A 23,796-nucleotide genomic window follows, 5' to 3' on the forward strand; every position below is an offset into this window, starting at 1 on the left:
CTATGTGGCACAACGTCCGCTTATTGAATGCCATTTCAAATACCTTCTTCGCCATTTTCATTCTGGCAGTGGGAGCGGGCGTTATCGGCTGGCTGATCCAGAAACCGGTGTATGCCTTGCAGACGGTACGTGTCCAGTCTGCAGACGGGAAAGAGCTGAAACATGTGAATGCGCTGACGGTAAGAAATATCGCGTTGCCGAATGTGAAAGGCAATTTCTTTACCGTGGATCTGAATGATGTCAGGGCAGCTTTCGAGACGGTTCCCTGGGTGCGGGAAGCCAGTGTCAGAAGGGAATGGCCTGACAAGCTGATCGTGTCGCTGGAAGAGTATGAGCCTCTGGGTGTCTGGGGAAATGCAGGGCAGCTGATTTCCACCAAAGGCGATCTCTTTACCGTAAACATGGCTGAGGCTGAAGAAGATTACGATTTGTTGAAATTTGGCGGTCCGGAAGGCAGTGAAAAGGAGGTTCTGAACCGTTACAAGGAATTCTGCAAGCAGTTTGCAGGGATTCATCTGGTTCCAAAAGAAGTGATGTTGTCGGACCGGTACGCCTGGTCTGTCAGACTGGATAACGGCATGAAAGTCGAATTCGGTCGCGAAAAGAATCAGGACACGATGAATCGTCTGATGAATAGTTTGCTAAAAGCGTATCCGCAACTGGCGCAAAAGGCGGCTAACGGTATCGAAAGCATCGATATGCGTTATCCGAACGGAGTGGCACTGAAAGTGAAGGGAACGCTTTCTGCTTCAAATATTAAACAGGATAGTGTGGCGCTATGACTAAAGACCTTAAAAATTTGATTGTCGGCCTGGATATCGGGACTTCCAAAGTCGTTGCTGTCGTTGCTGAAGTCCTGCCGGACGGAAGACACGAAGTGATCGGGCTGGGGCAGCATGAATCGAAGGGCCTGAAAAAGGGAGTCGTTGTCAATATCGAGGCAACGGTTGAATCGATACAGGCCGCTCTGGAAGAGGCGGAACTGATGGCCGACTGCAAGATACGGAATGTCTATACTGGTATCGCAGGCAGTCATATTCGCAGTTTCAATTCCCGTGGAATGGTTGCGATCAAGGACAAGGAAGTGACGGCGGCTGACGTCGCAAGGGTCATTGAAACGGCACGTGCCGTCAATATCCCGACGGACCAGCAGTTTTTGCATACGGTATCGCAGGAATTCGTTGTCGACAATCAGGAAGACGTTCGTGAACCGATCGGCATGAGCGGTATCCGGCTTGAAGTCAAGGTTCATATCGTGACCGGTGCGGTTTCCGCTGTCCAGAATATCGTCAAATGCGTTCGCCGATGCGGTCTGGAAGTATCCGATCTGGTTCTCCAGCCACTGGCTTCCGCTGATGCCGTCCTGACGGAAGATGAAAAGGAGTTGGGTGTCGTCCTGATCGATATCGGTGGCGGAACGACCGACATCGCCGTCTTTACGGAAGGCGCCATCCGGCATACGGCTGTCATTCCGATTGCGGGCGACCAGATCACCAATGACATTGCGATGGCCTTGCGTACGCCGACGCTGGAAGCGGAAGAAATCAAGCTGCGTTACGGCATTGCGAAGCAGGTGCTGGTCGATCCTGCCGAAACGATCGAAGTACCGGGTCTCGGCGATCGTGGCCCGCGTACCCTGTCCCGGCAGATGCTGGCGGCAGTAATCGAACCGCGGGTCGAGGAATTATTTGCGCTGGCTTTGCAGGTAGTCAGGGAATCGGATTATGAAGAAGTCCTTTCGTCAGGGATTGTGCTGACGGGTGGTACGGCATTGATGCCGGGTATTGCCGAACTGGCTGAGGATATCTTCCTGAAACCGGTACGGCTGGGCATTCCGCATTACGACGGGCAACTGGCCGATGTCGTCAGAAGCCCGAGATATTCAACGGCACATGGTTTGCTGGGCGAGGCAAAGAAGCAATATTTAAGGGGCAGTGTCGTCACGAAGCAGCAAGGGTCGAGCAAGGCTGTGCTGCAACGGATGAAAGAATGGTTTATGGGGAATTTTTGATTTATCGGGATTGAAGGTTTTATTAAAAGCCGTTTTTAGTTGGAAGTTGTCGCATCGCGCGAGAATTGCCAAATAAAAACAGCATTTCTGACAGGAGTGAAATCATGGAATTTGATATGGTCGACAATGCAACGCTGGGTACCATCATCAAGGTGGTTGGCGTAGGTGGTGCTGGCGGCAATGCTGTCCAGCATATGATCAACAAGGGTGTTTCCGGTGTTGAATTTATTGCGGCCAATACGGATGCGCAGGCTTTGTCGCATTCGGATGCCCACAATATTATCCAGATCGGCGAAACCGGTCTCGGAGCGGGCATGCGTCCTGATGTGGGTCGCCAGCTGGCGGAAGAGTCACGCAGCCGCATCGAGGATGCATTGAGAGGTGCCCATATGGTTTTCATCGCAGCCGGTATGGGCGGTGGAACGGGTACGGGTGCTGCTCCGATCGTGGCTGAAGTCGCCAAGTCGCTGGGCGCACTGACGGTTGCCGTCGTATCCAAACCGTTTTCGTACGAAGGCGACAAGTGCATGGAAATCGCCGAGGAAGGTCTCGAAGCGCTTTCAGCTCATGTCGATTCGCTGATCGTTATCCTGAACGAAAAGCTCGAGGATATTTATGAAGACGACAGCATGATCGAATGGCTGCAACATGCCGACGACGTGCTGAACAACGCCGTTGCCGGCATTGCCGAAATCATTAACGTTCGCGGCCATATCAACGTCGATTTCAACGACGTCAAGACGATTATGGGCGAACAGGGCAAGGCGATGATGGGTACGGCTGTGGCAGCCGGTGTCGATCGCGCCAGAATCGCAGCGGAACAGGCTGTCGCTTCCCCGCTGCTCGATGGCATCGATCTTTCCGGAGCTCGCGGTGTCCTGGTCAATGTCACTGCAAGCCGTGGCCTGAAAGGCAAGGAAATCAAGGAAGTCATGGCAACGGTTCGCGCTTTCGCTTCACCGGACGCAACGATTGCACAGGGTATCGCTTATGACGACACGATGGGCGAAGACATCCGCGTTACCGTTGTGGCAACCGGATTGGGACGCAGCAAAAAACCGATGCGCCTGATCCAGACCCCGCAGCTCAGAACCGGTACCAACAATGACGTCGTCATGCCTGTTACAGAAGATGCGATTGCCACTCAGCAGGAACAGACCACATCTTTTGAAACACTTCAGAAACCGGCTGTCTGGCGTCATGGACGTGAATCGGCAACCGATACCGTTCGCGCACTGGAAAAGAACGGCATGGAAACGTATGACATTCCTGCCTTCCTGCGCAGACAGGCAGACTGATTCAGACAGATCATTTCCAGCCGGGAATCCGGCTGGAAGAACGGGCTATTTTTTAAATTGTTACAAGTGTAAAAAAAGATTGCCCGTTTTTGCCTGAAGAGTATAAGTAGTAAAAGCCGTCATTGTCATGGATTGCTGGTTTTGGCAGGATATTTCATGACAAGGTAAAATAAGCCCTGAGCGGACATTTTGTCCTGTCCGGTGTTTGAATAACGATATAGCGACCCGAATCATGCTGAAGCAACGTACCATACAATATCCAACCCGCACGGTCGGGATCGGATTGCATTCCGGATACAAAGTCGAACTGGTGCTTCGGCCCGCGGCTCCCGATACCGGTATCGTGTTTCATCGTACCGATCTGAAGCCTGAGGTATCGATTGCTGTCGGCGCTGAAGCCATTGGCGAAACGATGCTGGCTTCCACTCTTGTCAGGGATGGTGTTCGCATTTCCACAATCGAGCACCTGATGTCGGCCTGCTCGGGGCTCGGTATCGACAATCTGCATGTCGACGTCAATGCGGAAGAAATTCCGATCATGGACGGTTCCGCTTCTTCTTTTGTTTTTCTCCTGCAGCAGGCAGGCCTGAAAGAGCAGGATGCTCCGAAAAAATATATTCGCGTGAAAAAGCCGGTTGAAATCAGTGAAGGCGAAGGCGCGAACAGGAAATGGGCGCGGCTTGAACCCTACAACGGTTTCAAACTGGACTTCTTTATCGAATTCAATCATCCGGCCATCGATTCGACTCACCAGAGAGCGGTTATCGATCTGGGAAAAGTTTCTTATGTCAGGGACGTTTCCAGAGCACGTACTTTCGGTTTCGTGAAGGACGTGGAAACGTTGCGCGGCATGGGTCTTGCCCGTGGTGGTTCTCTTGAAAACGCCATTGTCATGGACGAGTATCGTATTCTGAACGCTCACGCACTTCGCTATGAAGATGAGTTCGTCCGCCACAAGATACTGGATGCGATTGGTGACTTGTATAACATCGGACATCCGCTTTTGGCGAGCTATACGGCCCACAAGTCTGGTCACGCACTCAATAACCAGCTTATCCGTGCATTGCTTGCACAGCCTGACGCATATGAGATCGTGACGTTCACGACAGAGCAGGAAGCGCCGCATTCACTCTTTGAACAATCCACACTGGAATGGCTTCCGGCCTGAAGAGGCAGGATTTTTTCAGTCTTGTCCGGATTTTTGCTGATGGGTTTTGATCAGTTCGCTTAATGCGGACGTCAGCCTGTCGTTCTGCTTCGTCTTTTCCAGACTGGAATACAAATCGACAAGGGATTCATAAGCCTTTGGAGACAGTGTTTTTTTCGTTATCGGTATTTCCGAAAAACGTTTTTGTGCCAGCTGGACTTTCAGGCGGATCGAATCGACTGGCCAGCCGGCCTTGCCCAGTTCAGCCTGCAGATACGGGATCTGTTGCCGTATGCGTGCAGCGATGGACTGGTTCGGAACTCCGATGATCATTTTGCCGCTTTCCAGTTTGAAAACAGAACAGGCCGAAAAGTGCCGTGGCAGAATCGACTGGCACGCTTTTTGAATTTCGGACAGCCGTTGGGCGACCTGCAGCAGTCCCGACATGTTTTCATGCGAATCGAGATATTCTGTGGCGGTAGAAAAAAGCTTATTGATTTTCATGCTGAAAGCGGCAGCTCGTCAATCGAATGCAAGTTCAAAATAATCACGAGCCAAGTATAACCCATCCATCTTTTGCAAGTGATGGTCGAATTTGCCGTTTTAAAACAACAGCAATGACGAAATTGATGAGTTAATTGCGAATTCTCTTTGTCCTAAAATGTAAAGAGATATTAAAGTTGTTCTATTGCCCGTAATGGGGCGTGATAAAATGTGTTTTTTACCGGGGTTAACGTTGACTTCAGCAGGATTCGTCTTTCTGTAGTCAATGCCACTGTACAATTTCAAGAACGTAACATGTCCATATTGACCAGCCTTTTTGGCAGCCGCAATTCACGGCTGTTGAAGCAGTACGGCAAGACCGTAGCCAAAATCAACTCGCTTGAACCCGCATTGGAAAAATTGTCCGATGCCGAATTGCAGGCGAAAACTCCTGAATTCAAAGAACGGCTTGCAAAAGGTGAATCGCTCGACAGTATTTTGCCGGAAGCGTTTGCCGTTTGTCGCGAAGCCAGCAAGCGCGTTCTCAAAATGCGCCCCTTTGACGTCCAGCTGATCGGTGGCATGGCCCTGCATGCCGGAAAAATTGCCGAAATGGGAACTGGTGAAGGTAAAACGCTTGTCGCGACTTTGCCTGCCTACCTGAACGGTTTGACCGGCAAGGGCGTTCATGTCGTGACCGTCAACGATTATCTGGCCCAGCGGGATGCCGAATGGATGTCCCGCCTGTACGGCTGGCTCGGACTGACAACGGGTATCAACCTGTCCAACAGCGATCACGATGAAAAACAGCTCGCCTACGCAGCCGACATTACTTACGGTACGAATAATGAATTCGGCTTCGATTATCTGCGCGACAACATGGTGTATGACACCGAAGACCGTGTCCAGCGCGGTCTGGTTTACTCCATCGTCGATGAAGTGGACTCGATCCTGATCGATGAAGCCAGAACGCCGCTGATCATTTCCGGACAGTCCGAAAACAATACCGATTTGTACTACAAGCTGAATTCGGTTCCGAAACTGCTGACCCTGCAGATTGGCGAAGAAACGCGAGACGGCAAGGGCAAGATCGAGGTTCCGGGCGATTTCACCAAGGATGAAAAAGCCAATCAGGTTTATCTGACCGATGCCGGCTACGAAAAGGCCGAAAAGATTTTGACGAGTATGGGCTTGCTGGCTGAAGGTGCCTCGCTTTACGACGCCAGCAACATCATTCTGGTTCATCATCTGTACGCCGCTTTGCGTGCGAATACCCTGTTCCATCGCGATCAGCATTATGTCGTTCAGGACGGTCAGGTCATCATCGTCGATGAATTCACCGGTCGTCTGATGGAAGGACGTCGCTGGTCTGATGGCCTGCATCAGGCTGTCGAGGCAAAAGAAGGCGTCAAGATCCAGAACGAAAACCAGACACTGGCTTCGATTACCTTCCAGAATTATTTCCGTATGTACGAAAAACTGTCAGGCATGACGGGTACAGCCGATACGGAAGCCTATGAATTTCAGGAAATTTACGGTCTTGAAACCGTCGTTATTCCCCCCAACAAAAAGAATCAGCGTACAGACAAGCAGGATCAGGTCTACAAGACCGATGAGGAAAAATACGGCGCGATGTTGAAAGACATCAAGGACTGCTATGAACGCGGCCAGCCGGTACTCGTCGGTACGACCTCCATTGAAAATTCCGAGTTGCTCTCAGGTATTCTGAACAAGGCCGGTTTGCCGCATAACGTCCTGAATGCGAAACAGCATGAACGTGAAGCGGAAATCGTTGCACAGGCCGGCCGTCCGAAGATGATCACCATTGCGACCAATATGGCCGGTCGTGGTACGGACATTGTGCTGGGCGGCAATGTCGAGAAACAGATCGAGTTTCTGCTGGCAGACGATTCCATTCCGGAAGACCAGAAAGAAGCGAAAATCAGCCAGTTGCGAAACGAATGGCAATCCCTGCACGATTTTGTTCTGGCACAGGGAGGTTTGCATATTATCGGTACGGAACGGCATGAATCCCGCCGTGTCGACAACCAGTTGAGAGGTCGTGCGGCCCGTCAGGGTGATCCGGGTTCATCCCGTTTTTATCTGTCTCTGGACGATCCTTTGCTGCGTATTTTTGCCGGTGACAAGATGCGTTCGATTATGGAACGCCTGAAGATGCCGGAAGGCGAACCGATCGAATCCGGTATCGTGACACGTTCGATTGAATCGGCGCAGAGGAAAGTCGAAGGCCGCAACTTCGACATGCGCAAGCAATTGCTGGAATATGACGATGTCGCCAATGACCAGCGCAAGGTCATTTACCAGCAGCGTAACGAGTTGCTGGAACTGACCGATACGACGGAGCTGGTGACTTCCCTGCGTCACGGTGTTTTCACGGACATGTTCAGAACCTATGTGCCGGAACAGTCTGTTGAAGAACAGTGGGATATTGAAGGGCTTGAAAAAGAATTCGCCAACCAGTGGAAACTCGATATTCCATTGGCGTCCATGCTGGAAGAATCCAAAACGCTGACAGATGAAGATATGCTCGAGCATATCATCAAGACGGTGGACGAGTTTTATCAGGCCAAGGTCGATCTGGTCGGCAAGGAAGCGTTCGCCGCATACGAACGCAGTGTTATGCTCCAGAGTCTTGACAATTACTGGCGCGAACATCTTGCCGCTCTGGATCATCTGCGTCAGGGTATTCATTTGCGCGGTTATGCCCAGAAGAACCCGAAACAGGAATACAAATTTGAAGCGTTCCAGCTGTTCAGCCAGATGCTCGACATGATCAAGAACGATGTCACGAAAGTGCTCATGTTGGTGAGAATCCAGACACGCGAGGAAGTCGAAATGGCTGCTGCGATGCAGGAAGAGGCGCAGTATTCCGACGTCAGCTACGATCGTCCTGGAATCGAAGACGATTCGGACTCCGGAATTGATGGGGCTGAAACTGAAGAGAAACAGCAACCTGTCGTCAATACGGTTCCGAAAGTCGGCAGAAACGATCCTTGTCCATGCCAGAGTGGCAAGAAGTACAAGCATTGCCACGGTCGTCTGGAATAAGGACAGTCCTGAATTAATGTTGGAGTTTTTGGGTCAATCTGGTTTGTTGGAGTAAATATTATGGCTGTCAATCTTTCCGTTCCCCTCGCTTCGGAACTGAAACCTGTTTCCGGTCTTGAACTCGGCTATGCGAAAGCCAATATCAAAAAGGCCGACAGAAAAGACCTGCTGGTCATGAAACTGGCGCCGGAAGCGACTGTTGCAGGTGTGTTTACCAAAAACCGCTTTTGCGCAGCCCCGGTCCAGATTTGCAAGGCCAATCTGGAGAAAACCGGAAAGGATAACAAGCCAATTCGTGCACTGATGGTCAATACCGGGAACGCCAATGCCGGTACGGGTGAGTCGGGCTATAAAGACGCTGTCGACACCAGTGCCGCACTGGCGAAATTACTGGGGTGTGAGGCTGAACAGGTTTTGCCTTTCTCGACAGGTGTCATTCTGGAACCGTTGCCTGCCGATAAAATCATTGCCGGATTACCGGCTGCTATTGCCGATCTGAAAGAAGATAACTGGCTGAATGCCGCTGAAGCCATCATGACGACGGATACCATTCCGAAAGCAGCTTCACGTGTCATTATCATTGACGGCAAAACCGTCACGATTACCGGCATGTGCAAGGGCTCGGGCATGATCAAGCCGAATATGGCAACGATGCTGGGCTTCATTGCCACTGATGCAGACATCCCTCAGGATGTACTGGAAGTTATGTTGAAATCGGCGGTCAACAAGTCATTCAATTGCATTACTGTCGATGGCGATACATCAACCAACGATTCCCTGATCCTGATGGCGACTGGCAAAGTCGATATCGGTATCACGAGTACGGCATCCGGCAATTATCAGACGATGCTTCATGCCGTGACGGATCTGGCTCAGGAACTGTCCCAGAAAATCATCCGTGACGGTGAGGGCGCATCCAAGTTCATTACCATCACAGTTGAAGAAGGCAAGTCTGAAGACGAATGCCGTCAGATCGCTTATTCCGTCGCACACTCTCCGCTGGTCAAAACGGCGTTTTTCGCTTCCGACCCGAATCTGGGCCGGATTCTTGCCGCTATCGGATATGCCGGTATTGATGACCTGGACGTTGAAAAGCTGAACCTGTATCTGGATGATGTCTGGGTTGCCAAAAATGGCGGCAGAAATCCGGACTATCTGGAAGAAGACGGCCAGCGCGTGATGAAGAAAAATGAGATTCTGGTGCGTATCACACTGGCTCGTGGCAACGCCACTTCGACGGTCTGGACATGCGATCTGTCGCATGACTATGTTTCGATCAATGCCGATTACCGTTCATAATGACGACGCTTGAGCAATTTCTGGCACGCGCGGAAGCGGTTCTCGCCCGCGTTGAAGAACTGTTGCCACCTTCGACGACAGCGGAAAACATTGACTGGAATTCTCCGACATCGGCTTTCCGCTGGAGAAAGAGAAACGGTCGCGGAACGCTTGTGCCAATCGCCCATATTTCGCCGATATCTCTGGTCGATCTGTTTTATGTCGAACGGCAGAAAGCCTTGCTTGAACAGAATACGCGCCAGTTCCTGCAGGGCAAACCGGCCAATAACGTCTTGTTGACCGGTGCACGCGGTACGGGAAAATCCTCACTGGTTCGTGCCTGCCTGAATGAATTTTCCGATCAGGGGCTTCGTCTGATCGAAGTCGACAAGGACGACCTGATCGATCTTGAGGAAATCTCGGTTCTGACGGCAACGCGCCCGGAACGTTTCATCATTTATTGCGACGACTTGTCTTTTGACGAGGGCGATAGCAGTTACAAGGCGCTGAAAGTCGCGCTTGACGGCAGCGTGGCTGCACAGCCTGACAATATCCTGATTTACGCGACATCCAACCGGCGGCATCTTTTGCCGGAGAAAATGTCCGATAACGAAGGATATTCCCACGATGCGAACGGCGACCTGCACCCTAGCGAAACCGTCGAGGAAAAAATATCCTTTTCCGACCGTTTCGGCCTCTGGCTTTCTTTCTATCCGTACAGTCAGGATGAATATCTTTTCATTACCGCTCACTGGTTAAGGTCGCTTGGATGCTCTGAAGACCAGATAGCGCAGTCGCGGGATGAATCCCTGCAATGGGCACTGCATCGTGGTTCCCGTTCCGGCCGTACGGCATGGCAATTCGCGCGCGATTATTCCGGGCGTGTATTGTAAACCACGTCAGGCGATCGACTCTTTTCCTTTTTTACCGGTTTCTGATTCATCAGGCGGTCTTTAATCGCATTTTTGATGAGAATGCGCAATGGCACGGAACCCTGCTTGCGTAAAGTGATTCTGACTGAAAAAGAACACATTTACGTGAGAGGTCGCCATGTTAATGACTGCCCTCGCCAATCGTTATGCACATCAGTTGCTCGATGCACGACAGAAGTCGGAACTCATGCCATCACTGGCTTCACGGTATCCGATAACCGTCGAAGATGCTTATGAAATTGCGGAACGGATTGGCGATATACGAACCGCCGAAGGTGAAACCATAGTCGGACGGAAATTCGATTATCTGAATGGTATTTCCCCGGTAGATCATCGCAAGGCCCAGCTCCCGTTCTGGGGGTGGCTTTACGATTCGTCTGTCCGGTTTATGGAAAACAGCGAAGGCTCTTTCAGCCTGAAAGGAATGCTGCAACCCCGTATCGAGGCAGAAGTCGTTTTCAGGTTGGGAAAAGTACCTCCAGAGAATGCGACTATCCGTGAAATGGCAGATTGTATTGAATGGATGGCTCACGGTATCGAAGTGACGGAATATCCGTTTGTGGATTCGCCCCGGAATCTTGTCGACGCCGTTGCCGGTTTCGGCATGCACGGCGCATTGCTGGTAGGGGAACCCAAAATCGTGTCTGAAGGAAGCCGGAAAAGTCTCGCCGATGTACTGGAATGCGCCAGCATGTCTCTGGCATGCGGGGAAGTCATCCAGACAGCCGGTTTTGGCAGCGATACATTCAGCAATCCTCTGACAGGACTTCTGAAATTGCATCAGATGCTGGGCCTGCAGGCCCGATTCCCTTCCTTGCAGGCAGGCGACATCATTGCCTCGGGGTCCTGGACAAGACCGGTTGACGCCAGACCGGGGAATGTGTGGCTGACTGCAATTTCAGGCTTGCCACTGCCCGGTCTGGTGGTTGAATTCACACAATGATCTTATAAGCGAAACAATCGATCAAAGTGAATCGAGCTTGGACAACTGGTCTTTCAATTTCTCCATCGTGGATGAAAATCCGGCCAGACGTTCACGTTCGGCTGCCACGACTTTTTCCGGTGCCTTGGAAACGAATCCTTCATTGGACAGCCTTCCTGCCAGTTTGCCGATTTCATTGTCCAGCTTGGCAATTTCCTTTGACAGGCGTTCACGTTCAGCTGCTACATCGATTTCCACTTTCAGCATGAGCTTGACATCGCCAACGATGGAAACGGGGGCCGGTGACTGTGGCAACATGTTGACGATATTGACTTCGGAGAGTTTACCCAGAGCTTTCAGATGTGGAATGAAAGATTCCAGACGGGTGTCTTCAGTCTTGTTCGCCGATTCCATGAAGAGTGGAACCCGCAGAGCCGGAGACAATTTCATTTCGCCGCGCAGATTCCGGCATGCATCGACCAGATTTTTGCACTGTGCCATCCATTGGTCGGCCTGTTCGTTCACTTTGCCTGCTTCCGGAACAGGATAGGTCTGCAACATGATCGTATCGCCTTCCCTGACGGTCTTGCCTGCCAGCGGCGCGACTTTTTGCCAGAGTTCTTCCGTAATAAACGGGATGACCGGATGAGCCAGACGGAGCACTTTTTCCAGAATGGTCAACAGCGTGTTCCGGGTTGCCCGCTTCTGCGTGTCATTGCCTTCGGCAATCTGGACTTTCGCCATTTCTACGTACCAGTCGCAATATTCATCCCAGATGAAACGGTAAACGGCTGAAGCGATATTGTCGAAACGGTATTCGGCAAACCCTTTTTCGACTTCGGATGCGGCGCGCTGGAATTCGGATTCAATCCAGCGGTCGGCAAGGGAAAATTCCATTGCATCGTTGCCGGAGAAACCGCAATCCTCGCCTTCTGTATTCATCAGCACGAAACGGGTCGCGTTCCACAGCTTGTTGCAGAAGTTGCGATAACCTTCGCAGCGGTTGAGGTCGAAATTGATGTTCCGGCCAAGGGATGCGTAGCTTGCCATCGTGAAACGCAGGGCGTCGGTACCGAAAGCCGGGATGCCTTTGCCGAATTCCTTGCGGGTCGCCTTTGCGATCGAATCGGCCTGTTTCGGGTTCATCAGTCCGAAAGTCCGTTGCTGGACAAGCGATTCGACGTCGATACCGTCGATCAGGTCGATCGGATTCAGCGTATTGCCTTTGGACTTGGACATTTTCTGGCCGCTGGCATCCCGGACAAGGCCGTGGACGTAAACGGTCTTGAACGGTACCTTGCCGGTGAAGTGCAGGGTCATCATGACCATGCGGGCGACCCAGAAGAAAATGATGTCGAAGCCGGTTACCAGCACCGTAGACGGCAAAAACATGTTGTAGTCTCTGGTTTCTTCAGGCCAGCCCAGTGTCGAGAAGGGGACGAGTGCCGACGAGAACCAGGTATCGAGAACGTCAGGATCGCGATGGATGGCTTTGCCACCGGCTTTTGCCCTGGCTTCTTCTTCGGTTTTGGCAACGTAGATATTGCCTTCATCGTCATACCATGCCGGAATCTGGTGACCCCACCAGAGTTGGCGTGAAATACACCAGTCCTGAATGTTGTTCAGCCACTGGTTATAGGTATTCGTCCAGTTTTCAGGCATGAACCTGACTTCACCGTCACGGACTTTTTCCAGTGCGACCTCTGCCAGTGACTTGCCGGGGAAGAAAGTGCCTTCCGGTGCCGGTTTGCTCATGGCGACGAACCACTGGTCGGTCAGCATCGGTTCGATGACAACGCCGGTTCTGTCTCCGCGGGGAACCATCAGTTTGTGAGGCTGGATCGAATCGAGCAATCCCTGTGCTTCGAGATCGGCGACGATTTTTTTACGGGCGACGAAACGGTCAAGTCCGCGATAGACTTCCGGAGCGTTTTCATTGATCTTTGCGTCAAGCGTGAAAATGCTGATCGGTTCGAAACCGTGACGGGCACCGACGGCGTAATCGTTGAAATCATGCGCAGGAGTGATTTTCACGCAACCGGTTCCGAATTCCTTGTCGACGTACTCGTCGGCGATGATCGGGATTTCACGATCGGTCAAAGGCAATTTGATCGTCTTGCCGACCAGAGCCTTGTAACGTTCGTCTTCCGGATTGACCGCTACGCAAACGTCGCCCAGCATGGTTTCAGGACGGGTGGTCGCAACGGTCATGTAACCCGAACCGTCAGCATAGGGATAACGGATATGCCACATCGACCCGTTTTCTTCTTCCGATACGACTTCCAGATCGGAAACGGCTGTTCCCAAAACCGGGTCCCAGTTGACGAGGCGTTTGCCGCGGTAAATCAGGCCTTCTTCATAAAGGCGGACGAAAACGTCGGCAACGACTTTGGAACGGGTTTCGTCCATCGTGAAATATTCGCGTTCCCAGTCGGGAGAGGTGCCCATATGGCGCATCTGGCCAGTGATGGTCGAACCGGATTTTTCTTTCCATTCCCAGACTTTTTCAAGGAATTTTTCACGGCCGAGGTCGTGGCGGGAAATTTTCTGTGCATCAAGCTGGCGCTCGACGACGATCTGCGTGGCGATGCCTGCATGATCGGTGCCCGGAATCCATGCCGTGTTATAACCGCGCATACGGTGATAACGCACCAGTCCGTCCATAATTGTCTGATTGAAGGCGTGTCCCATATGCAGGGTGCCTGTCACGTTTGGAGGAGGGAGCTGGATGGCAAAAGAAGGTTTGTTTTCGTCCAGAGACGCGCGGAAGTATCCGCTTTGTTCCCAGATTTCTCTCCAGTGTTTTTCAATTTCGGAAGGTTCGAAGGACTTGGCTAATTCCATGATCTGATTATGTTTTGCTAAAATTCGATAAAGCCATTATTATAATGGACGACGACAGGGACGAACTCGAAAGATATCGTTATAATTGTCCAAATGTAGTAAATTTCATCAGAATGCTAGGGGTTCTGGCCGAAAGGCCGGGCGAGATTACACCCTCTGAACCTGATCTGGGTAATGCCAGCGAAGGGAAGCGAAAAATGTGCATGCGGTGATTCCGCCTGCGCCTCATAAGATTCCTGAGCTGGATTAGTGTTAAATGTTTAAGGAATCGATATGAGCGCCAATCCAAAATTCTTGTCCGCTACTGCGAAAGTAGATGAAGCAGCGGTCCAACCATTTCCGAATTCGCGAAAAGTCTACGTGCAGGGTTCGCGTCCCGATATTCGGGTTCCGATGCGGGAAATCACCCTCTCTGACACGCCAGTCATGTTCGGCTCGGAAAAAAATCCTCCAATTTATGTTTACGATACCTCAGGTCCCTACACCGATCCTGAAGCCAAAATCGATATCCGTTCCGGTCTGGAACCGATCCGTTCCAAATGGATCGAGGAAAGAAACGACACGGAAGAACTGGATGGTCCGACTTCCGCCTATGGCCGTGAACGTCTGGCGGACCCGAGTCTGGACGAATTGCGTTTCAACCTGACCCGCAAACCGCGCCGCGCCAAAAAAGGCGCCAGGATCACCCAGATGGATTATGCCAGACGCGGCATCATCACACCTGAAATGGAATACGTCGCCATTCGTGAAAACATGCGCCGTCAGGAATATATGGAAAGCCTGAAAGCATCTGGCCCCACTGGTGAAAAAATGGCTGCTCTCATGATGAGACAACATCCCGGCCAGTCTTTCGGTGCGGCTATTCCTTCCGAAATCACACCTGAATTCGTCCGTGACGAAGTCGCGCGCGGCCGGGCCATCATTCCTGCCAACATCAACCATCCTGAAGTCGAACCGATGATTATCGGCCGCAATTTCCTGGTCAAGATCAATGCCAATATCGGTAATTCGGCTTTGTCTTCCGGCATTTCCGAAGAAGTCGAAAAAATGACCTGGGCGATTCGCTGGGGTGGTGACAACGTTATGGATCTGTCGACCGGCAAACACATTCACGAAACCCGTGAATGGATTGTCCGCAATTCACCGGTACCTATCGGAACCGTTCCGATGTATCAGGCACTGGAAAAAGTCGACGGTATCGCTGAAGATCTGACATGGGAAGTTTATAAGGATACGCTAATCGAACAGGCTGAACAGGGTGTCGATTACTTCACGATTCATGCCGGTCTCCTGTTACGCCACGTTCCGATGACGGCCAACCGCATGACGGGTATCGTTTCCCGTGGCGGTTCTATCATCGCCAAATGGTGTCTGGCTCATCATACCGAAAGCTTCCTGTACACCCATTTCGAGGAAATCTGTGAAATTCTGGCACAGTACGACGTCGCGATTTCCCTCGGCGACGGCTTGCGCCCGGGCTCGATCTATGACGCCAACGATGAAGCCCAGCTGGGTGAACTGAAAGTATTGGGCGAGTTGACCCAGGTTGCATGGAAACACGGTGTTCAGGTCCTGATCGAAGGCCCGGGACACGTTCCGATGCACATGATCAAGGAAAACATGGATATCGAACTGGAACAGTGTCATGAAGCACCGTTCTATACGCTTGGGCCATTGGTTACCGACATCGCTCCGGGTTACGACCACATCACTTCCGCCATGGGCGCGGGCATGATCGGCTGGTTCGGTACTGCGATGCTGTGCTACGTCACGCCGAAGGAACATCTTGGCCTGCCTAACAAGGACGACGTCAAGGAAGGCATCATCGTTTACAAACTGGCTGCGCATGCTGCTGATCTGGCGAAAGGCCATCCGGGAGCCCAGATTCGCGACAATGCCATGTCCAAGGCGCGTTTTGAATTCCGTTGGGAAGACCAGTTCAATATCGGTCTGGACCCGGATCGTGCGCGTCAGTTCCATGACGATACCCTGCCGAAGGATTCTGCCAAGGTTGCCCATTTCTGTTCCATGTGCGGTCCTAAATTCTGCTCAATGAAAATCACGCAGGAAGTTCGCGACTACGCTGCGAAGAAAGGCATTTCCGAAGTGGCTGCATTGAAAGAAGGCATGGAAGAACGTTCCGTCGAGTTCGTCAAGACGGGTTCCGAAATCTATCACAAGCAATAATGTTATGAGTATCGAGATCAAATTGAACGGAGAAACCCGCCAGGTCGATGACGGGTGCACTCTGCAAGACTTGATCAGTTCGCTGCAACTGCCAAACCGTGCTTTGGCAGTTGCGGTCAACCGTAAGGTCATATCGCGCCAGACATGGCAGGAATGCATTTTGCAGCCGGCCGATCAGGTGGAACTGGTGCGTGCGATCGGCGGGGGCTGAACGGGTCTTTAATGAGCTGAGAGCAGCAAAGCTTTTGACGGGCTTTGCCGGATTATTGAAACCGGAAAAAGGAAGAACAATGAACAAGCAGGATCAGGGTCTCTTAATTGCAGGAAAAACGTACAGTTCGCGTCTCCTGGTGGGTAGCGGAAAATACAAGGATCTGGACCAGACTCGCGAAGCGACCGAAGCCAGTGGCGCCAATATCATCACCGTTGCGATCCGCCGGGTAAACATCGGTCAGGACCCGAATGCACCGAGTTTGCTGGATGCCGTACCCCCAAGCAAATACACCATTTTGCCGAATACGGCAGGATGTTATAACGCCGAAGATGCGGTTTATACCCTTCAGCTGGCCCGTGAATTGCTGGATGGTCATAAACTGGTCAAGCTGGAAGTGCTCGGCGATGAAAAAACTCTTTTCCCGAATATGCCGGAAACGCTGAAAGCGGCGGAAATTCTGGTAAAAGACGGTTTCGACGTGATGGTTTACTGCAGTGATGATCCGATTCAGGCAAAAATGCTTGAAGATATCGGCTGCGCCGCCATCATGCCTCTGGCTTCCCTGATCGGTTCCGGCATGGGAATTCTGAATCCCTGGAATCTCTCCCTGATCATTGAACAGACGAAAGTGCCGGTCATCGTCGATGCCGGTGTCGGTACCGCATCGGATGCTGCCATTGCGATGGAATTGGGCTGTGACGGTATCCTGATGAATACGGCGATTGCCGGTGCACAGGACCCGATCCGTATGGCCCGTGCCATGAAACTGGCCGTTGAAGCCGGTCGTGAAGCTTTCCTTGCCGGTCGTATTCCGAGAAAATTTGCCGCTTCGCCGTCTTCCCCGATGGCTGGCCGCATCAATGCCTGATTTTGGTTGGTGATCAAGGCCAGTCTTCTCGCGAGGGCTGGCCCACCTGTTTCACCCATAAAATGCCATAGTTTTTTCCGGTGCACCAAAATGAATGAATCCAGTTCCAGCCAGTCACGTCCTTGTGTGCTTGTTTTTTCCGGGCTCGATCCAAGTGGTGGGGCCGGGATTGGAGCCGATATCGAGGCCATCGGTGCAACAGGTGCACATGCGCTTTCCGTTATTACAGCCCTGACTGTTCAGGATAATGACAAGGTCTATGCCGTCAACTCCGTGGATGCCGATATCATTGCAAGGCAGGCGGACGTTCTGATTCAAAAGATACCGGTCGCGGCCGTCAAGATCGGTATTGTCGGCAATCGGGCCAATGCCGAGACGATTGCCGATGTCATCAGGCGTTTGAGGCAAAAACAGCCGGATTTGCCGCTCGTTCTGGATACTGTTCTGGGAAGTGGTCACGGTTTTGCCTTGTCTGACGGCTTGCCGGAATACGCATTGTCTCCCCTGATCGGTCTGGCGACACTCATTACACCGAATTTGCCGGAAGCCAAACGGCTGTACCCCAGGTCGGATGATATTGAAGAACAGGCAAAATATCTTTTGTCTCTAGGTGCAAGGGATGTGCTGGTCAAGGGTGGCCACGGCAATGATGTAAACTCAGTCGTCAATTGCTGGTTTACCGGTAACAGGTCGAAAGAATGGAAATGGACCCGCATTGGAGGCGAATTTCACGGGACGGGATGTACACTGGCATCGGCGATTGCTGGATATCTCGCTTGCGGCATGTCGATGGAAGTCGCTCTGGAAAAAGGGCAGGAGTTGACGCAGACTGCGCTGGCAAAAGCCTTTTCCGTCGCGGACGGGCAGAAAATTCCGGGACGCCATATTTGCCGGGAGTTTTAGTCCGAAGTTTGTTAAAGTAATGCCTGTTTGTTTGAATGAAGCTTTATTGAAAAAGGATGAGGAATCGATGAAAGGTCTTTATATAGTCACTCCCGACTGGGACGATACCGCCAAGATGGTCGAAGTGACCGAAAAGGCTTTAAAAGGCGGTGCGGAAATCGTGCAATATCGTCACAAGACGGCCGGTCCCCAATTGCGTCTGGAACAGGCGAAAGCGCTTCAGGCTGTCTGCAAAAAATATAACAAGCCATTCATCATCAACGATTACGTCGATCTGTGTCTGGAACTGGATGCAGACGGTATTCACGTCGGTGGCATGGACGCTCCCGTCAAGAAGGTCCGTGCCGCTGTCGGACCGGACAAGATCGTCGGCGCTTCCTGTTATGGTGATTTGAATCTGGCGCGTTCTGCGACTCATGATGGCGCGACCTACGTTGCATTCGGTGGCTTCTATCCGTCACGGGTGAAAAAATATCCGGTGACGACTCCGCTGGATATCGTATCCGAGTGGAAAAAGGAACAGCCGGATATGCCGGTTTGTGTCATCGGCGGGATGGATGTCGAAAAAGGCGCACCTTTGGTGGCAAAAGGGGCTGAAATGGTCGCTGTCGTCAGTGGCGTTTACTTTCAGGACGATCCCGAGGCCGCTGCGCGCGAATTCGTCAAGCTGTTCAAATAAGAATAAAAATGATCAATGATGGAAAAAGGGATGCAACTGCATCCCTTTTTCTTTTGAATTACTGTTGTTAGAGAAGTGGTGAAAAAAGGCGTGCCGTCGCTTCGAACATCTTTCTTGGAAATGAAAGATGGCGTGTCTTGGATACCCGTTCGGAGGAAAGCAGATCGGTTTCGAATTGCGCAGAGAGCATATCTGCCAGTTTAGGACCATAAGCCGCGATGCAAACTTCGAAATTCAGCCTGAAACTGCGGGCATCGAAGTTGGCTGTCCCGATCAGGCTGTAGTGGTGGTCCACGACAAGGGTCTTGGAATGCAGCATGCGATCGTCATATTCCCAGATTTTCACACCGGCACGCATCATTTCGTCGAAATAGGAACGGGCGGCAGCCGTGACCAGATGCGAATCGCTCATTTTCGGAACCAGCAGCCGGACATCGATACCCCGCAACGCGGCAGATGTCAGGGCAAAAAGGGTCGCTTCTGTCGGAACGAAATAAGGCGTTGTCAGCCATATCCGTTTCTTGGCACCGTAAATCATGTTCAGATAAATGCGGTGAATGATTTCCCAGTCGTTGTCCGGTCCTGAAGCGACAATCTGGACGGGATAAGGGCCCGATGCCTGCAAGGGGAAATAAGTCGCTATATCGGGAATGACATTCTGTTTTGCGGCATAAACCCAGTCTTCCATGAAAACCATTTGCAGCCAATGAACAGCATTCCCGGTCATTTCGAGGTGTGTGTCATGATAGGCATTTGTATGGACCCGTTCGTCTTCCTGATCGGTGATGTTAAGTCCTCCCGTAAACCCGACAAGTCCGTCGCATATGACGATCTTGCGGTGTGTTCGCAAATTGACGAGCGGTTTCATCAATTGGGAAATGTGAGGTTTGTGAAAGAAGGCAAATTCCGCGCCGGCTTGTATCAGGGGGTATATGAACGCTTTTTTCAGCCGTGACGAACCGATGCCATCGACAAGGAGGCGAACCTTGACGCCTTCTTCCGCTTTTGCGATCAGCAGATCACGCAGGGTCATGCCGATTTCGTCAGGGTCGTAAATGTAATATTCCAGATGAATGTGATGGGTGGCATTCGCAACCGCTTCCAGAATGGCGGTGAAAGTCTGTTCACCGTCGACGAGCAGGCGGAGTGTCCTGGCTGTCGTCAGCGGAAAGCCTGTCGTGGTTCGGATCATGTTCGACAGTTGCATCAACTCGGTTGAATGGGCACTGGTTGCCAGTATGTGATTGCGAACCTGCAACAGATTGGAATGTTCTCTCAGGGCTGTTTTTGAAAGCAGACGTTTGAACTGCTGGCGTTTTAGTTTTTGCGGTCCGAAAAAATGATAAATGATGAAGCCGCCGTAGGGGATGAAAGCCAGTGCGAAGATCCATGAGAGAGTCGATACAGGTGCCCTTTTCTGGAGAATGATCCAGACGGAAAGGCAAACGATGTAAACGAGCCATGCCAGCCCCACCCATTTCAGGAACGAATGGGCTGTCGAAGAAAAACCGGACAGTTCAATGTAAGGAAACATGGTTCAGATTCAGACAGGACATAAAGGATAATTTTTCAATTCAGCAAGGAAATTTGCGTAAACAGTATCATACCTCCTGAGATCGCAAATCGATAAACAGGTTTCATCATGTCATGAAATTTACGGAGTCATGAACGTGTTTTGCGATGGATTGAACATGAAATCATTAAGCAATCATCGTTCATTTACGGGATAATATCGTTTATGGATACCATTCTCGATAATCTCAATCCCGAGCAGCTCGCTGCCGTTACATTACCCTCCCAATCCGCGCTGATTCTGGCTGGTGCCGGTTCCGGCAAGACGCGAGTTTTGACAACCCGAATAGCATGGCTGTTGAAAACGGGACAGGTGTCGACTTCCGGCATCATGGCTGTGACGTTTACGAACAAGGCGGCAAAGGAAATGTTGTCACGCCTTTCAGTCATGTTTCCGGTCAATGCGCGAGGCATGTGGATCGGGACGTTTCACGGCTTGTGCAACCGTCTTTTGAGAACGCATTATCAGGATGCCGCGTTGCCGCAATCCTTCAATATTCTGGACTCGCAGGACCAGTTATCGACCGTCAAGCGCCTTTTGAAGACGAACAACATCGACGACGACAAATATCCGCCGAGAAATCTCGTTTATTTCATCAATCATGCGAAGGAAAGCGGTTATCGTGCATCCCACGTCGAGCCACAGGATGACTACGAGCGCAAGATGGTTGAGCTGTACAGCCTCTATGAAGACCAGTGCCAGCGGGAAGGTGTCGTCGATTTTGCCGAGCTTCTGCTGAGAAGTTACGAGCTTTTGGAGCGGAACCAGACTTTACGGGAGCATTATCAGGACCGTTTCAGGCATATTCTGGTGGACGAATTTCAGGACACGAATAATTTGCAGTACAAATGGCTGAAGCTTCTGGCGGGGAACGATTCGTCCATTTTTGCCGTGGGTGACGACGACCAGAGCATTTACGCTTTCCGTGGCGCCAATGTCGGCAATATGCTTTCGTTCCAGCAGGACTTTAATGTCCAGAACCTGATCAGGCTGGAACAGAATTACCGTTCACACGGCAATATCCTCGAAGCGGCCAATACCCTGATCGCACACAACCGGAACCGTCTGGGCAAGAACCTGCATACCGATGCCGGTGAAGGGGAACCGATCCGGATTTGTGAAGCGCCGTCCGATTTGAACGAAGTGCAATGGATTCTGGAAGAAGTCAATCACCTGATACGGGAAGGGATGGAGAGAAAACAGATCGCCGTCCTTTATCGTTCCAATGCACAGTCGCGCGTGATCGAGCATGGGCTTTTCAGTGCAGGTATTCCCTATCGGGTTTATGGTGGTCTCCGCTTCTTCGAACGGGCCGAAATCAAGCATGCCATTGCGTACCTTCAATTGATCGACAATCCTGCCAACAATGCGGCTTTCCTTCGGGTCGTCAATTTTCCGGCTCGCGGTATCGGTGCCCGGACGATCGAAAATCTGCAGGAAATGGCACGAATGCATGACATTTCGCTTTTTGAAGCCATTCCCTATGTTTCAGGCAAGGGCGGCACGGCACTGGGATCATTCATACGGCTGATCCAGAGTATCCGCGCCGAGGTGCAGCCGATGAATTTGCCGACACTTATCCAGACTGTGCTGGAAAAAAGCGGCCTGATGATGCATTACCAGACGGAAAAGGAAGGGGCGGACAGGCTCGAAAACCTCGAACAGCTTGTCTCGGCAGCCATGTTGTTTCTGTCTGAAGAAGGCTTCTCGCAGGAAGCGCCGGCACTGATGACCGAAGCGGTCACTCCTGCCGGAGAGAAGTCGATGCTGACCGTCGATGAAGTCATGGATGCGGATGTGCCGCTTTCCATGATCATGTCGCCATTGTCGGCATTTTTGACGCACGCTTCACTGGAAGCGGGAGAAAATCAGGCGCAGGAAGGGCAGGATGCGCTCCAGCTGATGACGGTTCACTCGGCCAAGGGGCTGGAATTCGACGCCGTTTTCATTACCGGTCTGGAAGAAGGGCTTTTCCCGCATGAAAACAGTGCCAGGGAAGACGGTGGTCTCGAGGAAGAGCGTCGATTGATGTATGTCGCCATTACCCGCGCGAGAAAACGGCTCTATCTGAGCTATGCGCAAACGCGGATGTTGCACGGTCATATGCGTTATAACGTCTCGTCACGCTTCGTCGCCGAATTGCCGGACAAGACAATGAAATGGCTGACACCTAAAAAGCAGTCTTCATACCTCAATCCCCGGCATGAACCGACAGCCCGTTTTGACCAGTCATCTGTGCCTCAAATGCAAGCGCCTGCTTCTTTTCATAAAAACAGTGAATGGCGGATCGGTGAAACCGTTATTCACAAGAAATTCGGTGAAGGCGTGATTGTCGGTCTTGAAGGGCAGGGAGCGAATGTCCGGGCGAATATCAATTTCGGGCGGCATGGAATGAAATTGCTTGATCTTTCCATTGCCAAGCTTGAACACGCTTCGTGATCGGTCAGCCGAACAGTTCTTCAGACGTAACGGTGGCGGTCCCGAGTTTTCCGACGACGATGCCTCCGGCACGGTTGGCGATGTCAACCGCTTCGGCGACGGTTTTGCCGTTGCCCAGCATGGTTGCCAGAGTCGCGATAACGGTGTCGCCTGCACCGGATACATCGAAAACCTCACGGGCGACGGTTGGAATATGGATGACTTCGTCCTTGCCGAAGAGAGACATCCCTTCTTCCGAGCGGGTGAGAAGAAGATAATCCAGCTGGAGCGATTCTCTCAGTTTCTGCGCTTTTGCTGTCAACTCTTCCTCGTTGTTCCATCCACCGACAACCTGACGGAGTTCTGATTTATTGGGCGTTAATATGGTCGCGCCGGTATAAATCGTAAAATCCTCTCCCTTCGGATCGACCAGTGTGGTTTTGCCTGCCTGTTTCGCTTCGGCAATCATGGAAGATACATTCGACAGGGCACCCTTGCCGTAGTCGGAAAAGACGATGATATCGTGCGAATCCAGAAGTGTTCGGTATTGAACCTGTTTGTTGGCGAGCGTTTCCTGAGTCGGTTTTTTTTCAAAGTCCAGCCGTAAGAGCTGTTGCTGGCGTCCGACTACCCGCAATTTGACGGTTGTCGATATGTGGGGATCGACATGCAGGAAAGGAGTGATGCCTCCTTCATTCAACATATTCTCGACAGTACGACCGGCTTCATCCCTGCCTACAATGCCTAAAATACTGCACCCTGCTCCGAGTGCCGATACGTTTCTGGCAACGTTGGCTGCACCACCAAGCCGTTCTTCGCTCTTTTCGATCAGAACGACCGGGACAGGCGCTTCCGGCGATATCCGGTTGACCTCACCGAACCAGTAACGGTCAAGCATGATGTCGCCGACAATCAGAATCCGGGGGGTGGCGTTTTGTTTGTTCATGAGAGCTTCGGGCATTCTGTGAAA

General features: G+C 51.6%; 18 protein-coding genes and 1 riboswitch. Of the genes, 14 read left to right on the forward strand and 4 right to left on the reverse strand.

What is annotated here, in order from left to right; all coding sequences use genetic code 11:
- Positions 1 to 2: 2 nt before the first annotated feature.
- The 4 genes from BRW83_RS02260 (at position 3) to lpxC (ending at position 4,477) form a co-directional block, all read left to right on the forward strand.
- Positions 3 to 782 carry a cell division protein FtsQ/DivIB gene (locus BRW83_RS02260; RefSeq protein WP_005881938.1) on the forward strand — a complete coding sequence of 260 codons (780 nt, stop codon included), beginning with the start codon at positions 3 to 5 and terminating at the stop codon, positions 780 to 782.
- Entirely contained in the window at positions 779 to 2,011 is a 1,233-nt protein-coding gene (ftsA, locus tag BRW83_RS02265) for a cell division protein FtsA (RefSeq protein WP_005881936.1), read from the forward strand. The genes BRW83_RS02260 and ftsA overlap by 4 nt, the downstream gene beginning before the upstream one ends.
- A gap of 104 nt (positions 2,012 to 2,115) precedes the next feature.
- The gene (gene ftsZ, locus BRW83_RS02270; RefSeq protein ID WP_005881935.1) at positions 2,116 to 3,309 is read left to right on the forward strand and encodes a cell division protein FtsZ; all 1,194 of its coding nucleotides are present in this window, start codon (positions 2,116 to 2,118) and stop codon (positions 3,307 to 3,309) included.
- Positions 3,310 to 3,541: 232 nt separating this feature from the next.
- Positions 3,542 to 4,477 (forward strand): UDP-3-O-acyl-N-acetylglucosamine deacetylase, encoded by a 936-nt coding sequence (gene lpxC, locus BRW83_RS02275; RefSeq protein WP_005881933.1) that lies wholly within the window; start codon positions 3,542 to 3,544, stop codon positions 4,475 to 4,477.
- A 15-nt stretch (positions 4,478 to 4,492) separates the two neighbouring features.
- Here the strand turns inward: lpxC and BRW83_RS02280 are convergent, their stop codons facing one another.
- Positions 4,493 to 4,960, reverse strand: coding sequence for a hypothetical protein (locus tag BRW83_RS02280; RefSeq protein WP_005881931.1), 468 nt, complete (start codon positions 4,958 to 4,960; stop codon positions 4,493 to 4,495).
- 294 nt (positions 4,961 to 5,254) lie between these two features.
- Between BRW83_RS02280 and secA the strand changes: the two genes are divergently transcribed.
- From secA to BRW83_RS02300, 4 genes are all read left to right on the forward strand, one after another.
- Positions 5,255 to 8,008 carry a preprotein translocase subunit SecA gene (secA, locus tag BRW83_RS02285; RefSeq protein ID WP_005881929.1) on the forward strand — a complete coding sequence of 918 codons (2,754 nt, stop codon included), beginning with the start codon at positions 5,255 to 5,257 and terminating at the stop codon, positions 8,006 to 8,008.
- Positions 8,009 to 8,068: 60 nt separating this feature from the next.
- Positions 8,069 to 9,307, forward strand: a complete 1,239-nt coding sequence (gene argJ, locus BRW83_RS02290; protein WP_005881927.1) for a bifunctional glutamate N-acetyltransferase/amino-acid acetyltransferase ArgJ — start codon at positions 8,069 to 8,071, stop codon at positions 9,305 to 9,307.
- Complete coding sequence (locus BRW83_RS02295; RefSeq protein ID WP_005881926.1) at positions 9,307 to 10,179, forward strand: ATP-binding protein; 873 nt, start codon at positions 9,307 to 9,309, stop codon at positions 10,177 to 10,179. Before argJ ends, BRW83_RS02295 begins: the two co-directional genes overlap by 1 nt.
- Before the next feature lie 157 nt (positions 10,180 to 10,336).
- The gene (locus BRW83_RS02300; RefSeq protein ID WP_005881925.1) at positions 10,337 to 11,161 is read left to right on the forward strand and encodes a 2-keto-4-pentenoate hydratase; all 825 of its coding nucleotides are present in this window, start codon (positions 10,337 to 10,339) and stop codon (positions 11,159 to 11,161) included.
- Positions 11,162 to 11,182: 21 nt separating this feature from the next.
- On the opposite strand, the gene BRW83_RS02305 is transcribed toward BRW83_RS02300, so the two are convergent.
- Positions 11,183 to 13,984: a valine--tRNA ligase gene (locus BRW83_RS02305; RefSeq protein ID WP_005881924.1), complete on the reverse strand. Its 2,802-nt coding sequence runs from the start codon at positions 13,982 to 13,984 to the stop codon at positions 11,183 to 11,185.
- 108 nt (positions 13,985 to 14,092) lie between these two features.
- Positions 14,093 to 14,190, forward strand: a riboswitch (TPP riboswitch).
- A gap of 67 nt (positions 14,191 to 14,257) precedes the next feature.
- Between BRW83_RS02305 and thiC the strand changes: the two genes are divergently transcribed.
- From thiC to thiE, 5 genes are all read left to right on the forward strand, one after another.
- Positions 14,258 to 16,171, forward strand: a complete 1,914-nt coding sequence (thiC, locus tag BRW83_RS02310) for a phosphomethylpyrimidine synthase ThiC (RefSeq protein ID WP_005881923.1) — start codon at positions 14,258 to 14,260, stop codon at positions 16,169 to 16,171.
- Positions 16,172 to 16,175: 4 nt separating this feature from the next.
- Complete coding sequence (gene thiS / locus BRW83_RS02315) at positions 16,176 to 16,382, forward strand: sulfur carrier protein ThiS (RefSeq protein WP_005881922.1); 207 nt, start codon at positions 16,176 to 16,178, stop codon at positions 16,380 to 16,382.
- Positions 16,383 to 16,461: 79 nt separating this feature from the next.
- The gene (locus BRW83_RS02320) at positions 16,462 to 17,253 is read left to right on the forward strand and encodes a thiazole synthase (protein WP_005881921.1); all 792 of its coding nucleotides are present in this window, start codon (positions 16,462 to 16,464) and stop codon (positions 17,251 to 17,253) included.
- Between the two features lie 90 nt (positions 17,254 to 17,343).
- Entirely contained in the window at positions 17,344 to 18,156 is an 813-nt protein-coding gene (gene thiD / locus BRW83_RS02325) for a bifunctional hydroxymethylpyrimidine kinase/phosphomethylpyrimidine kinase (RefSeq protein WP_005881920.1), read from the forward strand.
- 67 nt (positions 18,157 to 18,223) lie between these two features.
- Positions 18,224 to 18,835, forward strand: coding sequence for a thiamine phosphate synthase (thiE, locus tag BRW83_RS02330; RefSeq protein ID WP_036604023.1), 612 nt, complete (start codon positions 18,224 to 18,226; stop codon positions 18,833 to 18,835).
- Between the two features lie 67 nt (positions 18,836 to 18,902).
- On the opposite strand, the gene cls is transcribed toward thiE, so the two are convergent.
- Complete coding sequence (gene cls / locus BRW83_RS02335) at positions 18,903 to 20,369, reverse strand: cardiolipin synthase (protein WP_050757746.1); 1,467 nt, start codon at positions 20,367 to 20,369, stop codon at positions 18,903 to 18,905.
- 204 nt (positions 20,370 to 20,573) lie between these two features.
- Here cls and BRW83_RS02340 point away from each other — a divergent pair, with 204 nt between their 5' ends.
- Complete coding sequence (locus BRW83_RS02340; protein WP_005881917.1) at positions 20,574 to 22,847, forward strand: UvrD-helicase domain-containing protein; 2,274 nt, start codon at positions 20,574 to 20,576, stop codon at positions 22,845 to 22,847.
- Between the two features lie 4 nt (positions 22,848 to 22,851).
- Here the strand turns inward: BRW83_RS02340 and rfaE1 are convergent, their stop codons facing one another.
- Positions 22,852 to 23,772 (reverse strand): D-glycero-beta-D-manno-heptose-7-phosphate kinase, encoded by a 921-nt coding sequence (rfaE1, locus tag BRW83_RS02345; protein ID WP_145815008.1) that lies wholly within the window; start codon positions 23,770 to 23,772, stop codon positions 22,852 to 22,854.
- Positions 23,773 to 23,796: the final 24 nt, after the last annotated feature.

Source organism: Oxalobacter formigenes, from assembly GCF_002127965.1.
GTDB lineage: Bacteria > Pseudomonadota > Gammaproteobacteria > Burkholderiales > Burkholderiaceae_D > Oxalobacter > Oxalobacter formigenes.

What these genes read in the sequence shown, in the direction of transcription:
- BRW83_RS02260 (WP_005881938.1), top strand. Translation starts at nt 3, where the DNA reads ATGTGGCACAACGTCCGCTTATTGAATGCCATTTCAAATACCTTCTTC.
- thiE (WP_036604023.1), top strand. Translation starts at nt 18,224, where the DNA reads ATGAAAGGTCTTTATATAGTCACTCCCGACTGGGACGATACCGCCAAG.
- thiD (WP_005881920.1), top strand. Translation starts at nt 17,344, where the DNA reads ATGAATGAATCCAGTTCCAGCCAGTCACGTCCTTGTGTGCTTGTTTTT.
- cls (WP_050757746.1), bottom strand. Translation starts at nt 20,369, where the DNA reads ATGTTTCCTTACATTGAACTGTCCGGTTTTTCTTCGACAGCCCATTCG.
- BRW83_RS02295 (WP_005881926.1), top strand. Translation starts at nt 9,307, where the DNA reads ATGACGACGCTTGAGCAATTTCTGGCACGCGCGGAAGCGGTTCTCGCC.
- secA (WP_005881929.1), top strand. Translation starts at nt 5,255, where the DNA reads ATGTCCATATTGACCAGCCTTTTTGGCAGCCGCAATTCACGGCTGTTG.
- lpxC (WP_005881933.1), top strand. Translation starts at nt 3,542, where the DNA reads ATGCTGAAGCAACGTACCATACAATATCCAACCCGCACGGTCGGGATC.
- rfaE1 (WP_145815008.1), bottom strand. Translation starts at nt 23,772, where the DNA reads ATGAACAAACAAAACGCCACCCCCCGGATTCTGATTGTCGGCGACATC.
- ftsA (WP_005881936.1), top strand. Translation starts at nt 779, where the DNA reads ATGACTAAAGACCTTAAAAATTTGATTGTCGGCCTGGATATCGGGACT.
- BRW83_RS02340 (WP_005881917.1), top strand. Translation starts at nt 20,574, where the DNA reads ATGGATACCATTCTCGATAATCTCAATCCCGAGCAGCTCGCTGCCGTT.
- BRW83_RS02305 (WP_005881924.1), bottom strand. Translation starts at nt 13,984, where the DNA reads ATGGAATTAGCCAAGTCCTTCGAACCTTCCGAAATTGAAAAACACTGG.
- BRW83_RS02320 (WP_005881921.1), top strand. Translation starts at nt 16,462, where the DNA reads ATGAACAAGCAGGATCAGGGTCTCTTAATTGCAGGAAAAACGTACAGT.
- BRW83_RS02280 (WP_005881931.1), bottom strand. Translation starts at nt 4,960, where the DNA reads ATGAAAATCAATAAGCTTTTTTCTACCGCCACAGAATATCTCGATTCG.
- thiS (WP_005881922.1), top strand. Translation starts at nt 16,176, where the DNA reads ATGAGTATCGAGATCAAATTGAACGGAGAAACCCGCCAGGTCGATGAC.
- thiC (WP_005881923.1), top strand. Translation starts at nt 14,258, where the DNA reads ATGAGCGCCAATCCAAAATTCTTGTCCGCTACTGCGAAAGTAGATGAA.
- ftsZ (WP_005881935.1), top strand. Translation starts at nt 2,116, where the DNA reads ATGGAATTTGATATGGTCGACAATGCAACGCTGGGTACCATCATCAAG.
- BRW83_RS02300 (WP_005881925.1), top strand. Translation starts at nt 10,337, where the DNA reads ATGTTAATGACTGCCCTCGCCAATCGTTATGCACATCAGTTGCTCGAT.
- argJ (WP_005881927.1), top strand. Translation starts at nt 8,069, where the DNA reads ATGGCTGTCAATCTTTCCGTTCCCCTCGCTTCGGAACTGAAACCTGTT.